This is a genomic window from Colwellia sp. (genome assembly GCF_013214175.1).
GTDB lineage: Bacteria > Pseudomonadota > Gammaproteobacteria > Enterobacterales > Alteromonadaceae > Colwellia.
The window spans coordinates 399,140-416,805 of sequence record NZ_JABSPA010000002.1; the positions used below are offsets into that span (position 1 = coordinate 399,140).

Here is a 17,666-nt window from a genome sequence, read left to right on the forward strand (position 1 = left end):
GGTTATGTATTAGGTATTAATGGTGCTTTAGAAATGCACAACCGCACCAGCAAAGAAACCGTCATAAGTTAAATCACTGTAGAAGCCATCTAAATCATTTAACTCCATTTTCATTTTTCGGTACCCTAAAGTAACGTCAAAATCTACCGCTAGGTTATCTAGAATAGAGTAACTTACACCAATTTGCGCATCATAAACGGTTTGGTTGTCAAAGCTAATAAAGTTAGCTTCAGCGAAGACATTTAAACCAGTAAAAGGTAAACCGATAATGGTGGAAAGGTAAGCCATTGGGATAATGCCAGAAACATCTAAATCACTGGTTTTAGCATTTGATTCTGACACTTTAATATAGGCGTCTAGATCACGTGCGGTTAAACCAAAATCAAAGGATAATAAATCATTATCAAACACTTCATAATAAAGTGTGTAATCAACAAAGCTGGCATCTAGCGTAGTATCTAAAGTTTCATTTACGTTGTAAGTAGTACCTAATATTTTAACATTTTGATTTATTGTTGTACCACCGACTGTATCGAGCGTTGTTGATGCAATTTTTATATTTGGAATTAATGGAATAGGGTGTTCAAAGGCGACATAGAAACTGCCTTGATTTTTATCATCAAAATCAAATAGTGCTTGCTCCGTATTTGAATCTCCATCACCAAAGCTACCACTTGCTTCATTCGCCCAAATTTGGCCACCAATATACAAGCCTAATAAGGTATCAGCTTGGGCAGTAGTAGACATTAACGCTGCAAAGCTGGCGGCTAATAAAGTTTTTTTCATGTTGTTATCCTTTGGTTAAAAGTTCATTTAAATCAATTAATGCTGCATTGGCGCGAGAAATATAATTCGCCATAACTAATGAGTGATTGGCAAGCAGACCAAAGCCACTACCGTTTAAAATCATTGGGCTCCATAATGATTCTTGGCTGGCTTCCAACTCACGAATAATTTGTTGTAAACTAATTTTGGCATTCTTATTCTCTAATACGCTATTAAAATCAATTTCAATGGCTCTAAGTAGTTGTAGTAATGCCCACGTTGCTCCTCTGGCCTCATAGAAAACATCATCTATTTGCCACCAACTAGTTTTTAGCTGTAAATAAGAAACACCTTGGCTTGATTGTTCTGCGCGATTATCACCAGCTAAATCAGTGTTAACTTGTTCACGACCAACACTTAAACTTAAACGGTGTGAGTAGCTGCCGAGACGTTTTTGAACTTCATCAAGATAAGAACGTAAGTTATCAGCGCGAGCGTAAAATTGTGCCTTATTGTTGCCATTACTACTGACTAATGCCGTACGGTAGGCATAAAGCTGTTCGATCGCCTTGCCATATTCAGATTCAGCGCTTGGCATTGCCCAATTTTTACTATCGATATTAAAGCGTGGTTGCGCCTCTTTTAAATGTTGATTCACTAAGGATTGCGATTGTGAACGACTAAAATCTTTACGCATGACTAAGGCCATATCACGCACCATTTCTAAAACACCAAATTCCCATGCCGGCATATTATCTAAAAACAGTGACGGCGGCATGATGTCATTTGATAAGTAACCACCCGGTTTATGTAATAGCATTTCACTGACTTTTATTAATGCAGTTGTGGTGGTGTAACCTACTACAGGAGCAACATTCTCAGCTTTGGCAGCTTGTGTTACTTCAGCATGAATATTAATGGACGCAGGTTCACTACTCCAATAAACACCAACGCCGTATAGAATAAAAAAAATGCCGGTAAAAGCCCAGACAATAATTTTTGTAGAGATCATGGTTTTCATAGCCACTCCAAGGATAAATTGTTGGTTATTGTACTATTTATAACGATAAACAGGTAATTGAATATTAACTTCAGTGTCATTTGAGAAGTATAATGTTAACGGAATAACATCATGTTCAGTAATTTGCTGTTTTACTGCAAAAATCATCAGGTGCAAACCTGAAGGTTGTAAAACAACGTGACTGCCAGCATCAATAGTTATGTCGTCTACTTGACGCATAGTCATCATGCCATTTGCCATACTGTGTTGGTGAATTTCAATTCGTGCAGATATTGAACTGGTGATTTTTTTCAAGGTAGCGCTTTTATCGCCAGCATTAGTTATTGTCATATATGCTGCGGTCACACTGCTACCGGGAATACTTGCTTTAATGTAGGCATTTTCAACAGTTATTGCACTGGTTGCATAGACATTATTTGTCATACCGAGTAATAAAACGAAAAGGATAACAAATTTTCCATAGTGAATATTTTTCATTGTAACTATACATCCCTGCTAACAAATATTATTGTTTGACTATAACTTATACCCGTTACCAATCAAAGTGCAGGATTTCAGTGGGAATTAAAATGGCTTTAGGCAAGGAGAATAATTTAAGCATAGTCATTCTATGGTTTGATTATTTAACGCGGTATAAAGTCATTTTAAACCCATCGAAGAAGCGTTTGAGCAACATCACTTCATCGTTGCTGTGACTTATAATGGAACAACCATTATTTTATCACAGCGCCTTGAATTGAAATTGCTTAAGCACTCTGAAACATGCATCTTGAATGATCACGGGTATATACCAATCGTATTGGTAAGCCCACATAACAAAACTGGTGACAAATGAGTAACTTGATTTTAACGACAGAAACACAAGGTGTTTTTACTATTACCTTGAATCGTATTGATAAAAAAAATGCCTTAACTAATGCTATGTATCTAGAGCTTTGCCAGCACTTGGCCTATGCAGAAAAAACACCTAGTGTTCATTGCTTAGTCATTCAAGGCAATGAAAACTGTTTTTGTGCCGGTAATGACTTACATGATTTTATGCAGTGTTCAACTGATGATGACTTAGTTGCCCTTGAATTTGTTAAAGCACTGTCCGAATTTACCAAGCCTCTCGTTGCTGGTGTCGCCGGCGTTGCTGTTGGTATCGGTACTACGCTGTTATTACATTGTGACATGGTCATTGCTGCCGATAACAGTAAATTTAAATTGCCCTTTACCCAACTGGGTTTATGCCCAGAAGCTGGCTCTAGTTTGTTATTAACGCAAAAAGTCGGTGCAAATAAAGCCTTTGAATTAATGGTGTTGGGTAAAACCTTTAACGCTGAGCAAGCATTGAGTTATGGTATTGCTAACCAAATTTGTCAGCCGGATGAACTTATTACCCTGACCCAAGACGTTGCCCAAGCGATTGCCAACTTGCCGGTTGACGCGGTAATGACTAGTCGACGCTTAATTAGACAAGGTCAGAAACTAGCGTTAAGCCAAGCCATCAGCGATGAGAGCCAAGAGTTTGTTCGCTTAGTTAATACAGATGAATGTAAAAACATCTTAGCTCAGTTTTTTAAATAAAGTGCGATGACTAGCTACTATGCCATTGAACACTAAGCATATTGCTTAGTGTTTTTATCTCGACAAAGTAACCAGATAACGACAGCCATTAATAAAATTGGCCAAAATACACCGATAGTCACCATAGCAATGCTACCAAATAGCACCAGAACAATAAAAATAAGACTACCAAAAACACTCAAGACAATTGCTAGGGCAATTACCACTAATAACACCACCACTAAAGCTGAAACACCTATGGCTTTCAATGGCTCAATGACTTCACCATCCATCATCACGTGCAAGTTCATTAATTCCAACATGCCGACGCCAAAAACATAAGTTAAGAAAATGGTCGCCAAAATGGCCAATGTTAAAGATTTTAAGAAGCTCATGCTTTGCTCACTTTTAAATATAGGTGAATGGTTTTGAGACTAGTAATATTTGCTGTTAGGTAACAACATACTTGCCACTACATAGGCAACACCTGTGACTACGGGTAACATAATCAATGCAGCAATTGCAGCAATACGAACAGCTAAGCGTGGAAAATCATAATGCTTGGCAATCCCAGCACAAACACCGGTTAATTTTTTATTTACTACGTCTTTACATAATGTTTGACGGACATTCTTTATAGTTGAATATTCTCTGTCGTATCTCATGGGAACTCCTTAGTTTTACGGTATTACTCTGCACTTATTACTTTTCTATTGTAATAAAATGAAAATTGCTGCCCCCGTAAACGAGGGACTTTAGGTTAATTTTTTAGGTTTATGCTTTCGGTCTATGATCTTGCTAATGCTTTAACCGTTAACGACCTTTTTTTTCATTTCAGCTAATTCAGCTTCAATGCTATCGTCTTGCTCTAATTCAGCTATTTGCGTGGATAAGTCTTTGTTCTCAGTTAAATCATAAGACTCAACTTGCGCTTCAAGATGGTCAATTTTTTGTTGATAACGTTCAAATTTAGCCATCGCTTCATCAATATTGTGAATAACGGCTTTTTCTCGTACTTTCAACCTTACTTCCGCTGACTCCTGACGAAGTCGTAACGCATCTTGACGACGTTTAGCTTCATTTAGTTTATCTTGCAAGCGTTGGGCATCTTCTTGAATGGCGCTTAACAAGTCAGTTAATTGGCCATTTTCACCATCGAGTTGCGTTAATTCAGCTTGGCACTTATGTTTTTGTGCCAGTGCTGATTTGGCTAAGTCATCGCGAGACTTGCTCAATGCTATCTCTGCTTTGCTATGCCAGTGCGCTACGCCTTCTCGCGCCGCTTTTACTTTTCTTGCTAAGGTTTTTTGTTCAGCTATATTTTTGGCTGCGGTTGAGCGAACTTCAACTAATGTTTCTTCCATCTCGCCAATGATCAAACGAATCATTTTCTCTGGATGCTCGGCTTTGTCTAACATGCTGTTTAAATTTGCATTAATAATGTCGGTAAAACGGCTGAATAATCCCATAGTTTTTCTCCTGCTCTTTTGATATTTAATTTTTGAAAATTAGTTGTGGTTTATAGTTTGCTAATTTAGCTTGATAGTAATTTTTAATTACTAGCCACATTACTCGCTACCTTGCTATCTTCATTGACGACGGTTGTCGTTAGTTTCACTTTTTGTGTGATTTTTTGCTCTGCTGCTAACCAAGTTGTCGCACTATTCAGTGAGAAGTTGGCAGAAAATGTTTTAATTTCTTTATCAATTGATTGCTGTAATTGTATATTTAGCTCAGCAATCATTTTTTCTCCTTGGGCAACAACAAAGTTGCTTACGGCGCTTTCAATACTTGACGCTGGTGCTGCATTAACACGAGTGCTTACTGTTAATGCCGCCAATAAAGATCCGATAAGTACTACCGTAAGGCTTACATCTTTAATTATGTTGCTAGTATTTTTAGTCATGTTGAAAGTGCTCATAATAAATTCCTTCTTGTTTAGTATCTGTTGGCTATAAAGTGGTTCTAGTTATTGATGTTGCTATCTAACATCGTTTTGCTTGAACTTAGTATTACAAGTGCTGTGCCAAAGATTACAAATAATATAAGTACTTGATATTTACTAATAATTATTGAATGTCATACTTAAAGTAAAATGGCGCCACTAAGGAGTGATTCATATTTTAGCTAAATTGACTATGTTTTTAGTTTATTTGACCAGCTGTTGTTTTGTTAGTCAATCTGCTTGTCTGTTTTTAGATAAATTAGCGCTTGTAATTAAATAGACGATCGGTCTAATATAAGTGATGCAATTAAATAATGATATAAAACGTCGAGGCAGACCGGCTAAATCTGGTCGGGATAGCGCACAAACCAAAGCCGAGCTGATAAGCAGTGGTGTTGAACATTTCACCCAATTTGGCTTTGCTTCATCAGGGTTAGAGCAGATATTAAAAAAAGTATCTGTGCCTAAGGGCTCTTTCTACTATTACTTTGCCAATAAAGAAGTCTTTGGTCTGGCGGTAATTACTCATTACGATGCTTACTTCTCCCGTAAGCTTGATACGCATTTAAACAATGAACAGCTAGTGCCAGAGCAGAGACTAATGAGCTTTGTTAACGATGCTAAAGCAGGTATCGAGAAATATAATTTTAATCGCGGCTGTTTAGTCGGCAACCTTGAGCAAGAAATTGCGCTATTACCCGATAGTCATCGAGAAAAATTGTCTACTGTGATGCAAGGCTGGCAAAGTAATATTTCTGCTTATCTAAAAGTGCTTTCTCCTGATACGCAGCAAGAGGAATGTGATTCACTTGCCGAGTTCTTTTGGCTTGGTTGGGAAGGGGCGGTAAGTCGCTGTAAGCTGGTTAAAACTACCCAACCTATTGATCTTTTTATCCACTATTTTCTACAACTACTAAAAAAATAATTTTTTTAGTAGTTAATAGACAGTCGGTCTATATTGGAGGTTCTATGTTTAAATGTTTACAGGTAGATAAAGATGAACAAGGTTATCGAACATCTTGCACGCAAATAGATGAAGATAACTTAAGCCAAGGCAATGTCTTAGTAAAAGTCCTATATAGCACGCTTAATTATAAAGATGCGCTAGCAATTACCGGTAAAGCCCCGGTTATTAGAAGCTTTCCTATGATTCCAGGTATTGATTTTAGTGGCATTGTTGAACACAGTGAAAGTGATGAGTTTAAGGTCGGCGATAAGGTGTTGCTTAATGGCTTTGGTGTCGGTGAAAAGCATATGGGTGGTTTAGCACAAAAAGCCAAAGTAAATAGTGACTGGTTAATTCCTTTACCCGAAAGCATCTCGCCATTGCAGGCGATGTCGATTGGTACAGCAGGTTATACCGCAATGCTGTGTATTCTAGCATTGGAAAAAAACGGTATTACGCCCAAAGATGGTAAGGTTTTGGTTACTGGCGCCACTGGTGGTGTTGGTAGCTTTGCAGTAAAACTTCTGTCACTAATGGGCTACTCGGTTGTGGCCTCAACGGGTAGCAGTGAACAACATGATTATTTAACTAATTTAGGTGCTACTGAGATAATCGATAGAGCAGAATTATCAGCACCGGGTAAACCTTTAATGAAAGAGCAGTGGGCAGCTGCTGTTGACTCTGTTGGTAGCCATACCCTGGCAAATGTTTGTGCCAGTATAAAATATGGCGGCGCTGTGGCTGCATGTGGTTTAGCACAAGGCATGGATTTACCCGCTTCTGTAGCACCCTTTATTTTAAGAGGGATTTCATTGTTGGGTATTGATAGTGTCATGCGTCCTAGAGCAGACAGAATAGAGGCTTGGAAAAAATTAGCCGAATTGTTACCGGCAACTGAAATGCAATCAATAGCAGAAGTGATCGGTTTAGAGCAGTCTATCGAAGCAGCTAGTAAATTACTCAATGGCGATATTACCGGTCGTGTTGTGGTTGATGTAAATAGGTAGTTTCTTGATGAGGTCATGATTTTCAGTAAGGAAATTGCCGCTCAGGTAATATTAAACAAAAATTAACTTGAGCGGCAGCGTCAGAGCTATTACCTTATGTTCAAATTCTTTATATAAGTGGAAACACTATGACTCACCCAATTATCGAAGATCTTACCAGCCGCCATACGGTAAAAAAGTATGATGCTAGCAGAAAAGTCCCACAGGCCGACCTGGATATTCTATTTGAAGCTATGCGCCTTTCGGCCTCGTCTATTAATTCACAGCCGTGGAAGTTTATTGTCTTAGAAAGTGATGCAGCAAAAACGCGCCTAAGCAAAACCTTCGTGAATATGCATGAGTATAATAAGAAACATGTTTTTGATAGCTCTCAGGTGATTCTTTTTGCTCACAACCCAAAATATACCCGTGACGATTACGCCAAGGTAGTTGATAAGGGGATTGCCGACAAACGCACCTTACCTGAAAATCGTGAAGCAGCATTTGGCGTGTATCTGTTTGCAGAGCTTAATACAGCTGAAGATGGTGATACTTGTACTTGGACCAAAGCACAAACTTATCTTGCCTTAGGTAATACCTTGCATGTGCTGGCGCGGTTGAAAATCGATTCAACACCAATGGAGGGCATTGATATTGAGCTGGTTAATAAAGAGTTTAGCGAAGAGCTTGAAGGTTATCAGTGTGATGTCGCTTTAGCTATTGGCTACCATCATTCAGAAGAAGACTTCAATGCCAAGTTACCAAAATCACGCCTAGCTTTAAGTGAGATTTTAGTTCGCATTTAAAGTGAATGTTCTGTAATAGTGAAAGTGATTGATGCAGCAAATGGATACTTGCTGCTAGATCATTGTTAATCTCAGCTAAAAATTGGTTTGATACCAATTTCATTAAATTATCGCCCACTTGTGCTAGTTAAAATACTCCAAGGCGGTGTTGCTCTCAATCACACACGCCAGCTATTGGTCAATCGATCGCCTTGCTTTGATTTATTTTTCTTGGACACAACAAGATCACCAACGTAATGAAACTGGTATTCAGCTGATTTTTCAGTACAATAATGATTCTTTCATTTTTCATTTTCGTGGCTATGCACTCAAACTTAAATTACTCGCTACAAAGCAGTAACAGCTTTAATATTAAGGCGAGTTGCTCGCACATATATTTTCCCAGCACACTGGCTGAATTACAGCAGTTACCTGAGTTAAGCGCCGAACATTTCTATATCCTTGGTGAAGGCAGTAATACCCTCTTTGTTGAGCCACAAGCACCGATTATTATTCAGCCGAAATTTAACGGTATTAATATCCTTGAACAAGATGATCATTTTATCGTCACTGTTGGTGCAGCAGAAAATTGGCATGAGTTAGTCTGTTTCTGTCTTGAGCAAGGTATTAACGGTTTAGAGAATTTAGCCTTAATTCCAGGTAGTGTTGGTGCGGCACCTGTGCAGAATATTGGTGCCTATGGCGTTGAATTTGCCGATTACTGTCAAGAAGTGCAATGGTATGAGTTTGCCAGTAAAAGCATGCACTCACTCGCTAATCAAGCGTGTGATTTTTCCTATCGCGATAGTATTTTTAAGCAAGAACGTTATAACAAAGGCTTAATTACCCAAGTCACGTTTAAATTTCCTAAAGTATGGCAAGCAAACCTCAGCTATGCCGGCTTAGATGTATTGACAAAAGATAGCACTGCTAAGCAGGTCATGGAGAAAGTTATCGCCTTGCGCAGTAGCAAGTTACCCGATCCGAAAGCATTACCTAATGCAGGCAGCTTTTTCAAAAACCCCGTTGTCAGTGCCGCAGACTTTGTCCAGTTACAACAGCAATACCCAAATATGCCACATTACCCACAGCCAAACTCTCAGGTAAAGCTGGCAGCAGGTTGGTTAATAGATCAAGCTGGATTAAAAGGTTTTCGCCATCAACAGGTTGGTGTTCATCAGCAACAAGCCTTGGTATTAGTTAATTATGGAAGTGAACTTGGCGGCGATATTGTTAGCTTAGCGAAATATATCCAGCGCCAAGTAGCGGATAAATTTTCAATATCGCTAATACCAGAAGTGCGGATGATCACCGAGCAAGGCGAAAGGTCATTTTCATCATTGCGTGATGTTAACCCTATTGGACATTGTGTCGACAGCAAAGCTACTAACGGAAAAAACAATGACTAAAACTGTAAAAGAACATTTGATAAAGTCATTAGCTGCTGGGCAATTTGTTTCCGGGCAGTTACTTGGTGAGCAATTAGGTATTAGCCGTACAGCTATCGCTAAACATATTAAAGTGCTAACGGATATTGGCCTAGATATCTACAGTGTCACAGGCAAAGGTTATAAGCTGGCGCAGCCGCTTTATTTACTTGATAAAGAAAAGATCATCAGTTTATTGGCCATTGAGGCGAGCAAACAAACTGAAAGATCAGTCGACATGCCAATCGTTGAAGTACATAGCTTAATTGATTCGACTAATGATTATTTAATGAGACGTTTACCTAATCAATTATCGCCAGGACAGGTTTGCTTAGCTGAATATCAGAGTGCTGGTCGTGGTCGTCGTGGTCGTCAGTGGATTTCTCCTTTCGGCTCACAAATTTACTTGTCTATGTACTGGTACTTAGAGCAAGGTTTATCAGCAGCTATGGGACTCAGTTTAGTGACGGCATTAGCGGTCAGTGACGCGGTAAAAGCTCATAGTAATGTGCAAGTTCAGTTGAAGTGGCCTAATGATATTTATCTTGATGGCGTGAAACTGGCGGGTATTTTAATTGATCTTGAAGGCCAAGCGTTAGAGCCTAGCCACAGTGTTATCGGTATTGGCTTAAACCTACATATGCCGGAAGCAGCAGGTAAATTAATTGAACAAAAATGGACAGATTTACAATCACACAGTCAGGTTAAAATTGATCGAAATGCCTTGAGTGCTCAACTTATCAGTTGCTTACGCCAGCGCTTGAATCAATACCAACAAACAGGCTTAGCGCCTATGTTAGATGAATGGCACGCATTGGATGCTTTTCTAAATAAGCGGGTCAAATTAATTACCGGCGAGCGCACTACACATGGCATATGTCGCGGTGTGAATAATCAAGGTGCTTTATTGTTAGAGGTTAATGGCCAAATAAAACCAGTATACGGCGGTGAAGTGAGCCTGAGGATGGATGAATGATGATATTAATTGATATTGGTAATAGCCGAACCAAATATGCTCAGCTGAGAGAAGGACAATTATCAGTTACTACTCAGCTTAATAATCAAGACTTTTCCGTAGGCTACTTTGCTAAGCACTTTACTCATGCTAGCCAAGTAGTTGTTGCCAATGTCGCTAAATCATCATTAACCACTGAACTGGCTAGTTGGTGTAGCGAGCAAAAAATTAGCTTTAAACAAGTGCATAGTGAACAACAAAAAAATGCTTTGCTGTCGGCTTATCAAGAACCAACGAGCTTGGGTATTGATCGTTGGCTGGCGCTATTAGGTACCATACATCTTTACCCCAATGAAAATGTCTTAATTATAGATGCGGGCACGGCCACTACCGTCGATTTACTGGCAAGTAATGGTCAGCACCAAGGTGGCTGGATATTAGCGGGTATCAAAGCGCTATTTAGCAGCATTTTAACTCATAGCACCTTAGTTCATGCGGAAAATAAAACCCTACCTAGCTTAGCATTTGGCAGCAATACTAGCGATAATGTTAATAATGCTTGTTGGGCAGCAACCCTAGGTATGATTGAACAAGCGATTGAGCAAGGTCAAGTATTAGCTAGCATCGATCGCATTATCTTAACCGGTGGCGATGGTATGGCGTTAACAAAATTAGTGTTAGCACAGACCAGTGAAAAATTTATTGCCGTAACAAACATCCAATTTATCGATAACCTTATTTTCTATGGTCTACAAGAATATTGCGAATAGTTGAGTCACTACTTAACATCAGCAGATTAATTTTCTTATCGAACCAAAGACCAAGGTTACTATTTATTTTTATTAAACAGAATTAGGAATGAACATGAAAGCAGGAATCATTGGCGCAATGGAGCCAGAAGTTGCTATTTTAAAAGCAAAATTAACCGATGCTAAATCAACCGAACATGCAGGTTACACCTTTCATCAAGGTCAATTAGCCGGCAGTGATGTGGTTATTGTGCAATCAGGTATCGGCAAGGTTGCTGCAGCGTTAGCAACGGCAATATTGATTGACCGTTTTGATGTAGATTACGTGGTTAATACTGGCTCTGCTGGTGGCTTCGATAAAACATTGAAAGTGGGCGATATTGTTGTTAGTTCAGAAGTACGTTATCACGATGTCGACATCACCGCATTTGGCTATGAAATAGGGCAACTACCCGCTAATCCTGCGGCTTTTATACCACATGAAGAGTTAGTTGCAGCTGCTAAAAAAGGTATTGAGCAATTAAACCAGTCAAATGAACAACACATTCAGGCAATTACTGGTTTAATTACCACAGGTGATACCTTTATGACCAAAGAAGAAGATGTCGCTAAAGCACGGGCTAATTTTCCCACTATGGCTGCAGTTGAAATGGAAGGTGCTGCTATCGCACAAGCATGTTTACAGCTGAAAACCCCTTTTGTTATTATTCGCTCATTGTCAGATATTGCTGGTACAGAATCACCACATACTTTTGAAGAGTACTTAGAAACGGCAGCGGTTAATTCATCGCAGTTAGTACTGAATATGCTAGAGCAGTTGCAAGGTAAAACAATCAGTTAATTAATTGATTGTTTTCTTATTGGCCAAGTAATGAATAGAGACAATAAATGACAGGATTTATCGAGTTAATGCCGTTTACTTATCATGTGTTAATCCTCATGGTAGTGCTGGTGATAAAAGCTACGGTAAGCCATTTTGTTGCCCATGAGCCACTACGTTTCTTTCAATTTTATTGTCTACAGCTAGGTAATAAAGTTAATAACAGCACCACTGCAAACCAGCAACAAAGCATCGCGGGTTTGCTGGCGTTATTGGTTACCTTGCTGCCTATCGTTATTATTTTATGGCTATTTGCTGACTTTGTTGCCGTAGATTATCTGTGGCAAGGTTTACTGCTTTATTTCGCTCTAGGTAGCCTTAATCTCGGCCAGGTAAATAAAGCGCTTGCCCAAACCTTAGTTGCTAAGCAGACCTACCTAGCTAAGCAAACACTTAAGCCTTGGCTATTAAGATCTACCGAGCAACTTTCGCTAGTGGGTTTGAGTAAAGCAGCTATAGAAATGCAGCTGCTACGCTGTGTTCAGCAAGTCTATGTGGTTAGCTTTGTTTTTATTGTTTTCGGTCCGTTAGCTGCCCTTAGCTATCGATTAATACTAGAAATGCATTACTGTTGGAATACTAAACTGGCGCAATTTAAGCACTTTGGCTTTTTTAGTCAGTTGTTTATCCAGTTAATCCAATGGCTACCGAGTCGATTGATGGCTTTATTGATATTACTGAGCTCCTTAGGGCAAGATATTTCATTATCTTGGCGACTAACACGCGGCCATTTTTTTAAGCTTAATAGTAACTTTGTTATTAGTGTGCATGCTTTTTCACTAGCGGTGAGGTTAGGTGGTGTCGCCATGTATCAAGAAGAAAAATTAAGAAAAATAGCCTTTAATGATCTGGCTAAACAACCCGAGCCACAAGACATTATTAAAGCCACGGGTAAAGTTAATTTTGCTTGTTATAGCAGCTTGTTTATACTGGTTTTGTTAGCGATAAGCTGGCAACTGGTGCAAGTAAAGTAATTTTCATTAGCTAAACCAAACTAAACCAAGTTAAGCAAAGATAAATAAAATTAAACCAAGCTAAACCCACACCTTTTTGAGCACTGGCTATGAATGAACTTTTATATTACTTAGATATTTTTGGCATTATTGTTTTTGCCTTATCAGGTGCGCTTATGGCTGGCCGATACCAACTTGACCCTTTTGGTGTTGTGGTGCTGGCTTCAGTCACCGCGGTAGGTGGTGGTACCATTCGCGATGTTATCTTACAAACACCGGTATTTTGGGTGGTTAAGCCTTTCTATCTCTATGTTATTTTAACCACAGCCATACTGACCATCATCTTTATCAGGCAACCAAAACGTATTCCTAAACGTTTTTTATTGATTGCAGATGCCTTGGGTTTAGCTTTATTTGCTGTGCTAGGTACTCAAAAGGCGTTAGTTTTGGGCGCACCTATTCCTGTAGCTATAGTGCTGGGAACAATTACTGGTGTGGCCGGCGGTATGATTCGCGATGTCTTGTGTAACGTAATCCCAATGATTTTACGGCAAGAAATTTATGCATTGGCAGCAATGCTGGGTGGCGGTTTATTTATCTTCTTACAGTGGCTGAACTGGTCTGATACCAACGCGATTATTACTTCGATCAGTGCTGCACTAGTTCTACGTTTAGCGGCTATTTATTGGCATGTATCTTTACCTGCTTTTCATATCGTTGAAAAGCCGCATAAAGATAACAGTAAAGATAAAAGCAAATATAGAGAATAAAGACAGATGTCTAATTCTTAAGCCTTTGCCTATTCAGCAAAAACAGAAGTATTAAAAAGAGTAACTGATACCGATATTTTGTGATATCAACGTTAAATCGCCCAAATCTTGGTAGCGTAGCCCTACGTTCATGCCAATGCCCATATCCCACTGATACTGCCAACCAGCCTCGAATAAAACACCTGTACCATCTTCATTTTCAACAGTGTAGCCGTTACGGCTAAATGCATAATCATAATATTGAGCGCCTAATTTTCCATATAAACTATTACGTTGTGATATAGGAACTTGGCCTTTAATGGCGACAACAAAACCATCCATTTCAAACTCATTGGCGAGAAAACCAAACATGGGTTTATTATTTGCACCACATGTCCACTTATCATCATATTTTTCTTCACATTGCCAGCTATCAAGCTCTATAGCAGAATTATAAGCAACTTCAACTGAAAAGTGCTCTAGGGCTTGATAGTTATAAAAAAGGTAGGCTTGAGCAAAGCCGTCACCATCCTGAGTTGAGTTCTTGTATTCACCACCTCCCGCACCAATTGTTACGCCATAGCTATGCTGGTGGTCTTGTGCGTGGGTAAATGTACTAAGTAAAGACAGTGAAAGTAACGAGATCGTCATTAAGGGAGATAACTTCATGGGTAGCGTCCTATGCGAGATATTAATAAAAAATAAACTAAGAGTATTATTAATAAAAGTGCTTAAAATTACCGTTTGATAAATGTAATGATAATGTAAGTTTCTGTAAAGTTTTTAGCTATCGATTGCTATAAGCTTGGATTATAGGCAAAGATACAAACATAAAAGTGAATTAGAGAGAAGCGATAGCATTAAGGGGAGTGTTGAATATGTCTAATTCTAGCTCTATTAGACATATTAAAGGGCCGGTAGCTGGGTGTATTACTTATCTGCGGACTAATAAAGTCAATGTGATAAGGCTATTGATTGAATACCTTATTCATTTGTTGATGAATGTTTTCATACCAGCCGTCTGTAATGGTAATTGCCGGTAAAGCTTCTATTTCAATGGTGCCTGAAGTCGCGCTTTTATTTGACTCGTTATAAACATCTAAAATGTTTTTAATGACCACTGGTTGTGCTTTAAGTTTTAGCTTCTCAACCAATAGTTTTGCCCCAGCTTCAAAGGGTTCAATTTTACCTGATTGGGAGCGTGTGCCTTCTGGAAAAATGATCACTTTTTTACCTTGGCAGATTTTTACGTCTTTTAATAGTGTGATGATGGCGCGGCGATCTTTTTGATCAACTGTGATATGGCCAACCCTATCAACAATGCGCGACACTGGCCATTTGTCCATAATACCGGTGCGACCAATAAAGCGCGTATCATTGCCGACCACTTCTTCAAGGGAGAAGATGTCTAACATGCTTTGATGATTTACAATTAAAATATCAGTATCAGCATCGATAGTACCGATTAGTTTCACTTGAGCACCAACACTACGGATAATCAGCCCAGTGAAAATTCGACGTAACCGATTAAATCTTATGCCGTGGCGCTTAGACAAAGATAAGGCGACAGACTGAGCCGCTATAGCGACGTACATAGAGTATTTTTTTAAATAGAAGGCAAACATGAATCTAATACTGAAGCGCTAAACTAGGCTTCAATCCCCCAACCATCGTTATAACCGGATAAGCTGGTGGCAATTTTTTCTAAGACGGCTTCTTGTTCAACAATCGCTGCATGCGATGGTGTCATAACCACGGTGCAATCTACATCCCAAACATTAGGTGTTTGATCAGGGTGTAAGTTGCATTTAACTGCGGGTAGGTGCTCTTTTATATGTTCAACCATGGCTTGTGCTTGGCTTTCTTGTTCAAACAAATGAAAGAATACCACGTCATGTGATTGACTCAAGTCGATACCTGCTTGCTGCATTTCGGCTAATACTTGGCCTGTTTCATCATCTGGAAAGTTCATATAAAAGTAATATAGTTATGCTATTGGAAGCGAGCATTATAAAGCGGGAAAATCGCCTTGAATAGGGCTCGGGCTAAATAAATATGATTAGCACTGATTTTTTATTTTCCTGGGTACTGCGTTAGCATGATATTAACCGCTTCAATGACTTTCTCGTGTAGCTCGTTACTATTATCTTTGTCGTTAAATTTTAGTGGATAAATACTACGCCAGACCGAGCGATTTTTCTTTGGATCGACAAGATCAATAATTAGCCCACCACGATACACTTGCCAGTCACCATTGTCGTTCTGCCAAGCATTGGCCCTAAGACAATGGGCACAGAATAATACTGCTTTGTTGTAATTTAGGTAATCTTTCGACTGCTTTTTGACTAGGTGATAAGTGACAATAATGTCGGCACTGTCGAGTTCACTATAGTGAAAGTCTTGTGCGTCTAGGCTTTTTTCAATGGCGAGTTCAATGCCACTACGCTGGAAGTGCGGTAGGTTTTGGCTGTCAAAAAATTTAGAACCACTGCTATAAAAACTGTAGGTTTTAACCTTGGAAAAATCGAAGCTATTATAATAAATTACTGGATTTGTCTTTGAGCTACAGCTAGAGACACAGACAATTAACAAGCATGTTAGTAATAGCTTTATCGGCGAAATTATAGTGGTAAGAAAGTTTTTCAACACAGAGTCATAACACAGTAAAGAGTAAAGTCTTAGACTAACAACTGCACTAAGATTTGAACAGATAAACCTTTAAGCAGTTATTAATTACTTAGAAATCTACTGAGTGTGTCATTTAAAAGCATGGGGCGTTTGCAGGCTTAGTAGGGATAAGTTATAAAAGAGTCCAAGTTCATGCTCAACAGACCCTAATAATGAGTTATTCATTTTCTCTGGTAAAAATAAGGATATTTACATAATGATAAGTAGTAAGCAGTTATTCATAGGCACATTATTCACCTTAACGAGTTTGGTCTCGTTATCCGCTTTGGCCGAGTCATCGGTGTGGAAAGTGAGTAAGGGCAATGATCATATTTTCATTGGCGGCACAGTGCATATTTTACCGGCATCAGAATTTCCACTGCCGGCAGAATTTGAGCAGGCGTATAAACAAAGCGATAGCATAGTGTTAGAAACTAAGTTACCCGACGCTAACGACAGCGCTTTTCAAATGAAGATGATGCAGCAAATGGCTTATGGAAATGGCAAAACCATTGGTGATTTTTTATCTGCTAAAACCAAACAAAATCTCAGTCAACATATTGCCAGCCTAGGTGCTGATTTAATGATGTTTGAACGTTTTAAACCTGGTTTTCTGGTAACAATGTTAGCTTTGTTAGAGGCTCAGCGAGCAGGTTTGTCAGGAGAAGGTGTTGATATTTTTTATAGTCATAAGGCGATAAGAGATAATAAACAAATAGCATATTTTGAAACCGTAGAATTTCAAATGAATATGATTGCCGACATGGGCAAGGGTAATGAAGAGAAATTCATCAAGTCGAACCTTGAACAAATGAAAGACTTTAAATCAATGTTTACTGATTTACTCACCGCGTGGCGCAAAGGTGATGAACAGCGATTAAATACGCTGGCTATTGAGCCGATGAAGGATGATCCTAAAACCATCAAGTCTCTGCTTACCGACAGAAATGAAAACTGGCTGCCACATATTGAACGCATGTTTGCTGGCAACGGTAACAGCAGCGATAAAGAATTTGTTTTAGTGGGCGTCGCACATCTGGCTGGGGATAAAAGTGTTTTAGCCTTACTGAAAGCTAAAGGCTATCGCGTAGAGAAGTTATAATTTTTGATAAAAAGGTAGTGGAAAATAATACATGCCTATGTATATGGCTCAGGTTCGTCATCCCCGTGGTATTTTAATCGGACGTGCCATGGATGGTACTTATTAGACAATGCATGGAGCTTATTGTCCTGGACCCAGTGTCTAAGTGGCTGTGGATCTTCGATCAGAAACCTCGAAGATGACGATTA

At 39.1% G+C, this 17,666-nt stretch carries 22 protein-coding genes; 11 read left to right on the top strand and 11 right to left on the bottom strand.

Annotated features, from left to right (window positions below; translation table 11 throughout):
• Positions 1–27: 27 nt before the first annotated feature.
• The 3 genes from HRT55_RS04810 to HRT55_RS04820 are packed head-to-tail and all read right to left on the bottom strand — an operon-like array spanning position 28 to position 2,263.
• The gene (locus HRT55_RS04810; protein ID WP_291619314.1) at positions 28–786 is read right to left on the bottom strand and encodes a TIGR04219 family outer membrane beta-barrel protein; all 759 of its coding nucleotides are present in this window, start codon (positions 784–786) and stop codon (positions 28–30) included.
• Between the two features lie 4 nt (positions 787–790).
• The gene (locus HRT55_RS04815) at positions 791–1,786 is read right to left on the bottom strand and encodes a DUF2333 family protein (RefSeq protein ID WP_291619316.1); all 996 of its coding nucleotides are present in this window, start codon (positions 1,784–1,786) and stop codon (positions 791–793) included.
• 33 nt (positions 1,787–1,819) lie between these two features.
• On the bottom strand, positions 1,820–2,263 hold the full coding sequence (locus tag HRT55_RS04820; protein WP_291619318.1) for a copper chaperone PCu(A)C: 444 nt from the start codon (positions 2,261–2,263) through the stop codon (positions 1,820–1,822).
• Between the two features lie 354 nt (positions 2,264–2,617).
• Between HRT55_RS04820 and HRT55_RS04825 the strand changes: the two genes are divergently transcribed.
• Positions 2,618–3,355: an enoyl-CoA hydratase-related protein gene (locus HRT55_RS04825; protein WP_291619320.1), complete on the top strand. Its 738-nt coding sequence runs from the start codon at positions 2,618–2,620 to the stop codon at positions 3,353–3,355.
• Positions 3,356–3,387: 32 nt separating this feature from the next.
• Here HRT55_RS04825 and HRT55_RS04830 read toward each other — a convergent pair whose 3' ends face one another.
• The 4 genes from HRT55_RS04830 to HRT55_RS04845 form a co-directional block, all read right to left on the bottom strand.
• Entirely contained in the window at positions 3,388–3,729 is a 342-nt protein-coding gene (locus HRT55_RS04830) for a hypothetical protein (protein ID WP_291619322.1), read from the bottom strand.
• 39 nt (positions 3,730–3,768) lie between these two features.
• A complete protein-coding gene (locus tag HRT55_RS04835; protein ID WP_291619323.1) occupies positions 3,769–3,999 on the bottom strand; it encodes a PspC domain-containing protein in 231 nt (76 codons plus the stop codon).
• Between the two features lie 141 nt (positions 4,000–4,140).
• Positions 4,141–4,803 (bottom strand): phage shock protein PspA, encoded by a 663-nt coding sequence (pspA, locus tag HRT55_RS04840; RefSeq protein ID WP_291619324.1) that lies wholly within the window; start codon positions 4,801–4,803, stop codon positions 4,141–4,143.
• An 83-nt stretch (positions 4,804–4,886) separates the two neighbouring features.
• Positions 4,887–5,255 carry a hypothetical protein gene (locus HRT55_RS04845; RefSeq protein ID WP_291619325.1) on the bottom strand — a complete coding sequence of 123 codons (369 nt, stop codon included), beginning with the start codon at positions 5,253–5,255 and terminating at the stop codon, positions 4,887–4,889.
• 325 nt (positions 5,256–5,580) lie between these two features.
• Here HRT55_RS04845 and HRT55_RS04850 point away from each other — a divergent pair, with 325 nt between their 5' ends.
• The 9 genes from HRT55_RS04850 to HRT55_RS04890 all read left to right on the top strand — a co-directional run bounded on the left by HRT55_RS04850 (position 5,581) and on the right by HRT55_RS04890 (position 13,730).
• The gene (locus HRT55_RS04850) at positions 5,581–6,204 is read left to right on the top strand and encodes a TetR family transcriptional regulator C-terminal domain-containing protein (RefSeq protein ID WP_291619326.1); all 624 of its coding nucleotides are present in this window, start codon (positions 5,581–5,583) and stop codon (positions 6,202–6,204) included.
• Between the two features lie 44 nt (positions 6,205–6,248).
• Positions 6,249–7,232: an MDR family oxidoreductase gene (locus HRT55_RS04855; RefSeq protein ID WP_291619327.1), complete on the top strand. Its 984-nt coding sequence runs from the start codon at positions 6,249–6,251 to the stop codon at positions 7,230–7,232.
• 128 nt (positions 7,233–7,360) lie between these two features.
• Positions 7,361–8,017 carry a nitroreductase family protein gene (locus tag HRT55_RS04860; RefSeq protein WP_291619328.1) on the top strand — a complete coding sequence of 219 codons (657 nt, stop codon included), beginning with the start codon at positions 7,361–7,363 and terminating at the stop codon, positions 8,015–8,017.
• A 272-nt stretch (positions 8,018–8,289) separates the two neighbouring features.
• A complete protein-coding gene (gene murB, locus HRT55_RS04865; protein WP_291619329.1) occupies positions 8,290–9,405 on the top strand; it encodes a UDP-N-acetylmuramate dehydrogenase in 1,116 nt (371 codons plus the stop codon).
• On the top strand, positions 9,398–10,399 hold the full coding sequence (gene birA, locus HRT55_RS04870; protein WP_291619330.1) for a bifunctional biotin--[acetyl-CoA-carboxylase] ligase/biotin operon repressor BirA: 1,002 nt from the start codon (positions 9,398–9,400) through the stop codon (positions 10,397–10,399). Before murB ends, birA begins: the two co-directional genes overlap by 8 nt.
• The gene (locus HRT55_RS04875; RefSeq protein WP_291619331.1) at positions 10,396–11,148 is read left to right on the top strand and encodes a pantothenate kinase; all 753 of its coding nucleotides are present in this window, start codon (positions 10,396–10,398) and stop codon (positions 11,146–11,148) included. The genes birA and HRT55_RS04875 overlap by 4 nt, the downstream gene beginning before the upstream one ends.
• A 94-nt stretch (positions 11,149–11,242) precedes the next feature.
• Complete coding sequence (mtnN, locus tag HRT55_RS04880; protein WP_291619332.1) at positions 11,243–11,968, top strand: 5'-methylthioadenosine/S-adenosylhomocysteine nucleosidase; 726 nt, start codon at positions 11,243–11,245, stop codon at positions 11,966–11,968.
• A 47-nt stretch (positions 11,969–12,015) separates the two neighbouring features.
• On the top strand, positions 12,016–12,981 hold the full coding sequence (locus HRT55_RS04885; RefSeq protein WP_291619335.1) for a cobalamin biosynthesis protein: 966 nt from the start codon (positions 12,016–12,018) through the stop codon (positions 12,979–12,981).
• Between the two features lie 89 nt (positions 12,982–13,070).
• Positions 13,071–13,730: a trimeric intracellular cation channel family protein gene (locus tag HRT55_RS04890; RefSeq protein ID WP_291619337.1), complete on the top strand. Its 660-nt coding sequence runs from the start codon at positions 13,071–13,073 to the stop codon at positions 13,728–13,730.
• Between the two features lie 51 nt (positions 13,731–13,781).
• Here HRT55_RS04890 and HRT55_RS04895 read toward each other — a convergent pair whose 3' ends face one another.
• The 4 genes from HRT55_RS04895 to HRT55_RS04910 form a co-directional block, all read right to left on the bottom strand.
• Positions 13,782–14,378, bottom strand: coding sequence for an outer membrane beta-barrel protein (locus HRT55_RS04895; RefSeq protein ID WP_291619339.1), 597 nt, complete (start codon positions 14,376–14,378; stop codon positions 13,782–13,784).
• A 299-nt stretch (positions 14,379–14,677) separates the two neighbouring features.
• On the bottom strand, positions 14,678–15,304 hold the full coding sequence (locus tag HRT55_RS04900; RefSeq protein ID WP_291619341.1) for a lysophospholipid acyltransferase family protein: 627 nt from the start codon (positions 15,302–15,304) through the stop codon (positions 14,678–14,680).
• A 53-nt stretch (positions 15,305–15,357) separates the two neighbouring features.
• Positions 15,358–15,681, bottom strand: coding sequence for a ribonuclease E inhibitor RraB (locus HRT55_RS04905; RefSeq protein WP_291619343.1), 324 nt, complete (start codon positions 15,679–15,681; stop codon positions 15,358–15,360).
• Positions 15,682–15,782: 101 nt separating this feature from the next.
• Positions 15,783–16,358, bottom strand: coding sequence for a DUF4136 domain-containing protein (locus HRT55_RS04910; RefSeq protein WP_291619345.1), 576 nt, complete (start codon positions 16,356–16,358; stop codon positions 15,783–15,785).
• A gap of 235 nt (positions 16,359–16,593) precedes the next feature.
• On the opposite strand from HRT55_RS04910, the gene HRT55_RS04915 reads away from it, so the two are divergent.
• Positions 16,594–17,478: a TraB/GumN family protein gene (locus tag HRT55_RS04915; protein ID WP_291619346.1), complete on the top strand. Its 885-nt coding sequence runs from the start codon at positions 16,594–16,596 to the stop codon at positions 17,476–17,478.
• Positions 17,479–17,666 lie beyond the last annotated feature (188 nt).